This is a genomic window from Bacteroides sp. An269 (genome assembly GCF_002159755.1).
GTDB lineage: Bacteria > Bacteroidota > Bacteroidia > Bacteroidales > Bacteroidaceae > Phocaeicola > Phocaeicola intestinalis.
In genome coordinates, this window is sequence record NZ_NFJG01000148.1 from 1 (window position 1) to 8,735 (window position 8,735).

At 42.6% G+C, this 8,735-nt stretch carries 8 protein-coding genes and 1 pseudogene; 5 read left to right on the forward strand and 4 right to left on the reverse strand.

The genetic code is table 11. From position 1 onward, the window contains the following. The coding region (locus B5F71_RS17745; protein WP_206423860.1) for a PD-(D/E)XK nuclease family transposase at positions 1-181 on the reverse strand (181 nt) is incomplete at its 3' end. A 309-nt stretch (positions 182-490) separates the two neighbouring features. Between B5F71_RS17745 and B5F71_RS17750 the strand changes: the two genes are divergently transcribed. Further along, the gene (locus tag B5F71_RS17750; protein ID WP_087212992.1) at positions 491-973 is read left to right on the forward strand and encodes a hypothetical protein; all 483 of its coding nucleotides are present in this window, start codon (positions 491-493) and stop codon (positions 971-973) included. 356 nt (positions 974-1,329) lie between these two features. Here B5F71_RS17750 and B5F71_RS21090 read toward each other — a convergent pair. The 3 genes and pseudogenes from B5F71_RS21090 to B5F71_RS17760 form a co-directional block, all read right to left on the reverse strand. Beyond that, positions 1,330-1,473: pseudogene (locus tag B5F71_RS21090) on the reverse strand (mobilization protein); the annotation flags it as partial. A 28-nt stretch (positions 1,474-1,501) separates the two neighbouring features. Further along, the gene (locus tag B5F71_RS17755; protein WP_087212995.1) at positions 1,502-2,374 is read right to left on the reverse strand and encodes an Rpn family recombination-promoting nuclease/putative transposase; all 873 of its coding nucleotides are present in this window, start codon (positions 2,372-2,374) and stop codon (positions 1,502-1,504) included. Positions 2,375-2,815: 441 nt separating this feature from the next. Next, entirely contained in the window at positions 2,816-2,992 is a 177-nt protein-coding gene (locus tag B5F71_RS17760) for a DUF4250 domain-containing protein (RefSeq protein WP_022038922.1), read from the reverse strand. 267 nt (positions 2,993-3,259) lie between these two features. Here B5F71_RS17760 and purB point away from each other — a divergent pair, with 267 nt between their 5' ends. The 4 genes from purB to B5F71_RS17780 all read left to right on the forward strand — a co-directional run bounded on the left by purB (position 3,260) and on the right by B5F71_RS17780 (position 8,365). Then, positions 3,260-4,606 (forward strand): adenylosuccinate lyase, encoded by a 1,347-nt coding sequence (gene purB / locus B5F71_RS17765; protein ID WP_087213004.1) that lies wholly within the window; start codon positions 3,260-3,262, stop codon positions 4,604-4,606. Between the two features lie 149 nt (positions 4,607-4,755). Further along, on the forward strand, positions 4,756-6,060 hold the full coding sequence (locus B5F71_RS17770) for a pseudouridine synthase (protein ID WP_087212998.1): 1,305 nt from the start codon (positions 4,756-4,758) through the stop codon (positions 6,058-6,060). 164 nt (positions 6,061-6,224) lie between these two features. Beyond that, on the forward strand, positions 6,225-7,628 hold the full coding sequence (gene asnS, locus B5F71_RS17775) for an asparagine--tRNA ligase (protein WP_087213001.1): 1,404 nt from the start codon (positions 6,225-6,227) through the stop codon (positions 7,626-7,628). 254 nt (positions 7,629-7,882) lie between these two features. Continuing rightward, on the forward strand, positions 7,883-8,365 hold the full coding sequence (locus tag B5F71_RS17780) for a DUF4488 domain-containing protein (protein ID WP_022038926.1): 483 nt from the start codon (positions 7,883-7,885) through the stop codon (positions 8,363-8,365). Positions 8,366-8,735: the final 370 nt, after the last annotated feature.

An 8,735-nucleotide genomic window follows, 5' to 3' on the forward strand; every position in this document is an offset into this window, starting at 1 on the left:
CGCCGGTGCCTAAATGCTCCGTATTGAGGTAGGTCAGGTCTTTCACCACTTCCTTTCCGTGCAGGAGGCTGTTGATGAAGCTGATGAGCAGGTCCTTGTTGATTTCGGTACCAAACAGTTTCTTGAATCCGAAGTCGGTGTAGGGGTTGACGTATCTGTCGCTGAGTTCTCTGCTGTTCATAAGTCGATGTATTTTAGGGATGTGACGTTTGCAAAGATAATGGTTACAAATTACATTTCCCCATTCATTTGGACAAAATTTGTTCATTAGAAACATTTCCCATGCATTTCCCATGCACTTCCTCTCTCTTTTATAGAATTTTTGAGAATATTTTCTAAAAGCTCCTGCGAATGGATTTAATGGTCTATATTTGTATTGTGATAATTAAACATAGCATTGAAATTGGTATTTTTAAAATGAGGTTTGAAACATACAGTTCTTTAATGGAAAAAGCAAGGTGCTTTTGTGCAAAAATAAAACGGAAAAGAAATGGTTAAAGACAAAATATCGCAAAATCAGCATATAATGAATACTACTAGAAAATTATCACCTTCTAGAACGCTGATCATATACTCGATTATCATATCAACAATCGTTGGTTATGCGGTTTATTATGCGTTCATGGAAGGAAATACTGCAATAAAAATTGTTACAATAATTGCGGCATTATGCATTGTACTGCCTATATTGAAAATGCCAGTAAGCATACACGAAGACAATGATAGTATACGAATCAAACTAATTGTAGGAGAAAAAGCCTTTCTCAAAAAAGAATATGCCATAACTCACATCAAAACAAAAAGTTTGTTCTCAATACGTCTGTTCGCTACATCTGTATTTTTATATTGGGGATATTTTTGGACAAAATCAGTGGGAAGATTCTATGCACTATGTGTAGATAACTCCAATTTGATTATGCTAACCAATAAAACTGACGGTTCTAAAATTGTCATTGATTCACCTTATATATAATAAGGTATAATGCAACGATTGACAATCATACTTGTATGAATATCACTTTCATTCGGCCTGATTGCAAATCAATGTAATTCTTAAACAATGAGAGGATAGCGCACTCAAACATAACGCATCTTCTCATTGATTTTAGAAGCTGTTTTGAATTTATCGTGCGATGATTTGGGATGAGTTTTTGAGGCATTTCCGCTTCTGTGATGAGGAAGATAGCGGGCTATCTGACGAAGAACAGGAGCGAAAAGGACCAAAAAATCGCCCAAAGCACACACGAAAACGGATACATCAAGCCAAGAAAAACTTTTTGGAGAAATTCAAAACAGCTTCTATGTTTTTCTCAAAAATCTCAATATATTCTATCTTCTTATTGAGAATCCTTGTTTTTGCTGGTGGTCATAATGCCCCTCCGCCACGTTGTCTACTTCTCGTTGGGCTTTGATCTGCTCACGGCTATCCAAATTCCCTTTTTGCTTGGCTGAGAAATACAGAAAATCCGTTGCTTGCCCCTGCCCTTACGCAAAATGTGGATTACAGGCTGTTGATTTCTTCTTCGGACAAATTGGTATATCTGATGATTTTGCCCATAGGTTCATTGTCGGCTTTCATCAGACGAGCCATTTCCTTCGCTTTTTTCTTTTCTCCCTTTTCGATTCCAATCTTTTCTCCTTCTTCCAATCCTTCTTCCCGTCCTTCGCGCCGTGAGCTGCTGATTTGCATTTTTGCTGTGCTGACCACATCCCAGAAGTGGTCGTATCCGAGCAGTTGCTCTTTGCTGAAGGCGGATTCTTCCAGTTGGGTTACGGCTTTCTTGATTTCAGGATTCTCCATCAGCTCTTCCGGTGCCTCGTGTGTCTTTTCGTTGATTTCGGTCAGGTAGCGGAGCCAAAGCACCTGCATCTTCTTCCCTTGGTAGTTGTCCGGCGTGAACTTGGGGAGTTCGATGAAGATGAACCGCAGCCCTTCGATGACTTCCTGGGTCTCGCTTTCTTCCACAATCCGGAAGTCGTGGTAATACCCTTTGCTGTCCGAGAAGGTGTCGTTCACGAGGTTCAGCGAGTAGACAGGTTGCAGCAGTTCGTAGTCGTTCCCTTTGTCCAGCTGGCTGACGTATGCTTTCGACGCGTTGAACAGCACGCGCTGCTTGTATGCCGAAGTCCACATCATCTGCATCTCCACGATGAACTGCCTTCCGCTTTGGTCCTTGCATCGCACGTCCACGATGCTGTCTTTGTGGAAAGGCGTTTGCGGAACCATTTCGGGGTTCAGGTACTCCACCTGTGTAATCTCTTCTTCGGGTTTCTCGAATGGCAGCAGCGCGTTCAGAAAACTGATAATCAAGTCGGGATGTTCTCCGAACACTTTCTTGAAGGTAAGGTCTGCTTTGGGGTTAAGGTATCTCATAATCAAAAAAACATTTAGCGGTCGGCTTTTTGCAAAAATACGGATTTCCGTGGAGAATCTTATTGATTCGTTTGGTTTTCTCGGCACAATATTTCCTAAAAGCTCCTGCGAATGGATTGCAAATCCGCTTTTTCAATTACGAAGGCTTGCACATTCGGCATCACAAGCAAGCTTTGTTTTCTCCGCAATATAACTGCATCGCTTGTAAGATTATTAATCTTACAGCGTGAAGATTAATAATCTTCCGGCATGAAGATTAATAATCTTACAAGCAAGTCAGCTATGTGTTGATTTTATCGTGTGCTGATTCGGGATGAGTTCTTGAGTCATTTTCGTTTCAGTGATGAGGATGATAGTAGTATCTGACGAAGCGTAAAAACGGAAAGTTTTGAAACCGGATGCCGTAAGCTGCTTGTCGTAAACTTGCCGGCCGGTATTTGTTTACCAAAACTTGTTCAGTTCGCGGTTATATTCGAATCCTGCAGCTTTTAAGGTGTTTACAATGACCTCTTCGTTTACGTTCATATCTTTGCAAAGAGCGTCAAGTGAAGGGTAAAAGTCACGCAATTTGGTGTTGATGAAACTGAAAAGCATCATCGGGTCTTTGGGTAATTCCATGATAGTTTATGTTTTTTGTGGTTCATTTGATGCTGCAAAGTTAATGGTTTCTTTAATAGGATGTTCTTTTTCTTGTAAAAATCAGGAACTGTTTTGCATGTATCGTGTGTTTTTGTGATAAGATTGTCCGTGTGGCACGTCGGGTTGGTGCTCATAATAAATAATTGCTAAACTTTTCAGTATTAGTCCTGTTAACTCAGGAAAAAATCGTACCTTTGCGCCATTAATGATCATTATTTCGAATCAAAAACTACTAGTAGCATTATGATGGAACTGGATTTGCTCACCGCCATCTCTCCAATAGACGGGCGGTATAGAAATAAGACAGGTGCTTTGGCTGCTTATTTTTCCGAGTATGCACTGATGAAATATCGTGTGCGCGTAGAAATAGAGTATTTTATTACGTTGTGTGAATTGCCTTTGCCTCAGCTGGAAGGCTTGGATGCGGCACGTTTTGATTCGCTGCGCGACATTTACCGTAACTTTTCGGAAGCGGATGCAGGTCGTATCAAGGAAATTGAAAGCGTGACGAACCATGACGTGAAGGCTGTGGAATATTTTATCAAGGAGCAGTTCGACCGCTTGGGAGGGCTGGAGCCGTATAAAGAATTCATTCATTTCGGACTGACTTCGCAGGATATCAATAATACTTCAGTGCCTTTGTCTGTTAAGGATGCACTGGATGAGGTGTATTATCCACAAATCCAAAAACTGATAGAGCAGTTGGAAGTGTATGCCGAAGAGTGGAAGGATATTCCGATGTTGGCAAAAACTCACGGGCAGCCTGCTTCTCCTACCCGTCTGGGCAAGGAAATCGAGGTGTTTGCTTATCGCTTGAAGCGTCAGCTGGCAATGTTGAAAGCTTGTCCGGTTACAGCAAAATTTGGTGGCGCTACCGGAAATTATAATGCGCACCATGTGGCTTATCCCGAAATAGACTGGAAGGCATTCGGTAATCGTTTTGTAGCAGAAAAGTTGGGCTTGGAACGGGAAGAGTATACTACACAGATTTCGAATTACGATAACTTGGGTGCTATCTTTGATGCAATGAAGCGTATCAATACAATCATGATCGACATGAACCGTGACTTTTGGCAATACATTTCGATGGAATATTTCAAGCAGAAAATCAAGGCGGGCGAAGTCGGTTCGAGTGCGATGCCTCACAAGGTGAACCCGATTGATTTCGAGAATGCGGAAGGAAATCTGGGCATGGCGAATGCAGTGCTTGCGCACTTGTCGGCTAAATTGCCGGTGTCGCGTCTGCAACGCGACCTGACCGACTCTACGGTATTGCGCAACATCGGCGTTCCGTTCGGACATACGATTATCGCTATCCAGAGTTCTTTGAAAGGTTTGGGCAAGCTGTTGCTGAACGAACACAAGATATATGAAGACCTGGACAATTGCTGGAGCGTGGTGGCAGAAGCCATTCAGACGATTCTGCGCCGGGAAGGGTATCCTCATCCTTACGAAGCGTTGAAAGACCTGACACGTACCAATCAGGTTATCAACGAGGCTTCTATTAAAAATTTTATTGAAACATTGAATGTGAGTGAAAGGGTGAAGCAGGAACTGCGTGCGATTACCCCTCACAATTATACAGGAATGTAAAAAACGTTGACTAGACACGAGGTACCAGTTGACAAAGTTTTTGGTTGCAAGAAATGAAACCTGGTTTTCTGGTACCTTGTCAATTCGTTAACTAAAGAAATAACGCCCGGGAAGGGTATAATCATTAATTTATAAAAAGCAAAAAGAATATGGCAGAGAAAGAAAACAGACAAGAAGGGGGAAACACCCCGTCTGGCCGTGATGGTTACAAATCGTACAACAGAGAAGGGGCTGGCAAGTATAATCGGAGTGAGGGAGGAAGTGCGTACGGACACCGTCCCCGTTTTAATCCTAATACAGAAGGTCGTCCGCAACGCCCGTATCGTCCGCGCTATGAGGGTGGGCAGCAGAATGAAGATGGCGGTTACCGTCCGCAACGTTCTTCTTATACGCCCCGTTATAACCGAGACGACAACGGTGAGCAGCGCCCATATCGTCCGCGTTATAATGGTGGGCAGCAAGGAGAGGGTGGCTATCGTCCGCAGCGTTCTTTTTATTCTCCTCGATATAATAAGGACAACAATGATGGTGAACAGCGTCCATACCGTCCGCGTTACAACGGTGGACAGCAGCAGGGTGAAGAAGGTGGTTATCGTCCGCAACGTCCGCGTTTCAATAACAATGCTGGAGGTTATAACCGGCAAGGTGGCCGTCCGCGTACTGCCGATTATAATCCCAATGCGAAATATAGCATGAAAAAACAGATTGAGTACAAGGATATATTGACAGATCCCAATGAACCAATCCGTTTGAATAAGTTTTTGGCAAATGCAGGCATTTGCTCGCGTCGGGAGGCTGACGAGTTTATCACAGCTGGTGTGGTTTCGGTAAATGGACAGGTGGTCACCGAGTTAGGAACAAAAATCAAACGCAGTGATGAGGTGAAATTCCACGACCAGCCGGTCAGTATAGAGCGTAAGGTGTATGTATTACTGAATAAACCGAAAGACTGTGTGACAACTTCGGACGACCCACAAGAACGTAAGACTGTGCTTGATATAGTGAAAGGTGCTTGCAAGGAGCGGATTTATCCGGTAGGGCGTCTGGACCGTAATACGACAGGTGTGCTGTTGTTGACAAACGACGGTGATCTGGCATCGAAATTGACTCATCCGAAATTTTTGAAGAAAAAAATCTATCATGTATACCTGGACAAGAATGTGACGAAAGCCGATCTGGATCAGATTGTGTCAGGTATTACATTGGATGATGGAGAAATACATGCCGATGCGATAAGTTATGCTTCTGATACGGACAAATCGCAGGTAGGTATCGAAATTCATTCGGGCAAGAACCGTATCGTACGCCGCATTTTCGAATCGTTGGGCTATCGTGTTATCAAGTTGGACCGTGTATATTTTGCAGGTCTGACCAAGAAAGGCTTGCGTCGGGGTGACTGGCGTTATCTGACAGAACGCGAAGTGAACATGCTCCGTATGGGGTCGTTTGAATAAGCAGAAAGTGACAACCGATGAATACAGAGGCACAACAGAGAGTTATCTTACGTTTTCATAAGGGGTATGCTCAGAAACTGTTTTGAATTTATCGTGCGGTGATTTGGGATGAGTTTTTGAGGCAGTGTCTCTGTGTTTTGATTTAATAACTAACAGACAGAAAAATGGAAAAGATTCGTAGAACAAAGATTGTTGACCTGCTGAAGTGTCGCGATTTTGGCACGATGGTCAATGTGAAAGGTTGGGTACGTACCCGCCGCGGTAGCAAACAAGTCAGCTTTATTGCATTGAATGACGGTTCTACTATAAATAATGTACAGGTTGTTGTAGACATTGTCAACTTCAATGAAGAAGTGCTGAAACAAATCACTACAGGTGCCTGTGTAAGCGTTAATGGTGTATTGGTCGAATCGGTCGGTGCAGGGCAGGCTGCTGAGGTGCAGGCACGTGAAATCGAGATTTTGGGTACTTGCGACAATACTTATCCGTTGCAGAAAAAAGGGCATTCAATGGAATTCCTTCGGGAGATTGCACACTTGCGTCCGCGTACCAACACGTTTGGGGCTGTATTCCGTTTGCGCCATAATATGGCAATTGCCATTCATAAGTTTTTCCACGACCGTGGTTTCTTTTATTTTCATACACCGCTGATTACGGCTTCCGATTGTGAAGGGGCTGGTCAGATGTTTCAGGTCACTACCTTGAACCTTTATGACTTGAAGAAAGATGAAAATGGCTCCATCATTTACGATGATGATTTCTTCGGTAAGCAGGCAAGTCTGACCGTATCCGGTCAATTGGAAGGCGAACTTGCTGCTACGGCATTGGGGGCGATTTATACGTTTGGTCCTACGTTCCGTGCCGAAAATTCAAATACACCGCGTCATTTGGCTGAATTCTGGATGATTGAACCCGAGGTAGCGTTTAATGACATTAACGACAACATGGATTTGGCGGAAGAGTTCATCAAGTATTGTGTGCAATGGGCACTTGATAATTGCTATGATGATGTGAAGTTCCTGAACGACCATTTCGACAAGGAACTGATTGAACGCTTGCAGGGTGTGCTGAAAGAAGATTTCGTCCGCTTGCCTTATACAGAAGGTATCAAGATATTGGAAGAAGCTGTAGCCAACGGACATAAGTTTGAGTTCCCGGTATATTGGGGCGTAGACTTGGCTTCGGAACACGAACGCTACCTTGTGGAAGAGCATTTCAAGCGTCCGGTAATATTGACTGATTACCCGAAAGAAATCAAGGCGTTCTACATGAAGCAGAACGATGATGGCAAGACTGTCCGTGCGATGGATGTCTTATTCCCGAAGATTGGCGAAATCATCGGTGGTTCAGAGCGTGAAGCCGATTATGATAAGTTGCTGACCCGTATTCAGGAGTTAAATATCCCGATGAAAGATATGTGGTGGTATTTGGATACCCGCAAGTATGGAAGTTGTCCTCATTCTGGTTTCGGACTTGGTTTTGAGCGTTTGCTGTTATTTGTGACTGGTATGGCGAATATTCGCGATGTGATACCTTTCCCACGTACACCGCATAACGCAGAGTTTTAAGCTGAAGAATTAAAGAAATTAAGCTGGAGGAGTGAAGAAGACGACATTATCGCTCCGTTTCTTAGAAGCCAACAGTCTGGTTGATAATGAATCATCCGGACTGTTGGCTTAACTTTTTGACTTTTCCGAGCTTGTCTTGTTTTAATATCTTTAACATTCTTCTCCTTTAAATTATCTGTCCGAAAGTAAGGTTTTACGGAAAAGTTCTATATATTTGTACATCACTTATTCGTTTAACTTTAAAATTTTACATCATGAAAGCACGTTCTTTAATTATCGCAGTATTGTGCTCATTTATGGGTGTGGTGAATACGTTTGCACAAAATTTGTTTAATGAGAATACTTCGGCTTCTTTGACCGGTGTATGGCAAATGTGTTTTTACAGTTCTTCATTGCCTGCCTTGCCGGGAGATTTGAAACCAAGTAATTCGTTGAAAATTTTGGGTGAAAGTGGTGAATTTACCAATGTAGTTATGATGCCAACGGGAGCGATTATTATTGGTTCGGGTACATATACCCAAAACAATGATTCTACTTTTACCGAGCATGTGAAGAAAAACATCCATCTTCCTCAGTTGGACGGTAAAGACAATGTGATGCATTACGAAATGGCTGAAAACGGTACCTTGATGTTTGTACGGTTCAAGTCGGCAGAAAAAGGAGACGATGTATGGTCTCATGAGATTTGGAGAAAGATAGACATGCCGTCTGTTTATCCGACCGATATTGTCCGTTGACGGAATTTGTTTGTGCCCAGGCGTGTGGCATTATGCTTCTTTTATGTACATATCCCCACCTGCTTATCCTTAATAAATAAGAAGAAGCAGGTGAGGATATGTGTGTTTTATAATATTCTGTGTTACTTATATCTTGACTTTCAAGCAATAGTTAACTTCTAAATCAGAGTATCTCAATTTTAAATAGGCTTTAAGCTTTTCTTGCGTTCGGCTGTAAGCGTACAGCAATTTGTGAACATTCGCTTTTATACATCAGCTGGCAATTTAGTTCCTATGTTTGTAATGTGCTAGCAAAATAGCATAAAGCCAAGAGAATTATTAAATTTGTAAATGAAAGAAATAACTTAATAAAACCTATGACTTTATGCGT

Bases quoted from the DNA above. Each gene is read 5' to 3' on its own strand.
- B5F71_RS17750 (WP_087212992.1), top strand. From the start codon at position 491: ATGGTTAAAGACAAAATATCGCAAAATCAGCATATAATGAATACTACT.
- B5F71_RS17770 (WP_087212998.1), top strand. From the start codon at position 4,756: ATGGCAGAGAAAGAAAACAGACAAGAAGGGGGAAACACCCCGTCTGGC.
- B5F71_RS17760 (WP_022038922.1), bottom strand. From the start codon at position 2,992: ATGGAATTACCCAAAGACCCGATGATGCTTTTCAGTTTCATCAACACC.
- B5F71_RS17755 (WP_087212995.1), bottom strand. From the start codon at position 2,374: ATGAGATACCTTAACCCCAAAGCAGACCTTACCTTCAAGAAAGTGTTC.
- B5F71_RS17780 (WP_022038926.1), top strand. From the start codon at position 7,883: ATGAAAGCACGTTCTTTAATTATCGCAGTATTGTGCTCATTTATGGGT.
- purB (WP_087213004.1), top strand. From the start codon at position 3,260: ATGGAACTGGATTTGCTCACCGCCATCTCTCCAATAGACGGGCGGTAT.
- asnS (WP_087213001.1), top strand. From the start codon at position 6,225: ATGGAAAAGATTCGTAGAACAAAGATTGTTGACCTGCTGAAGTGTCGC.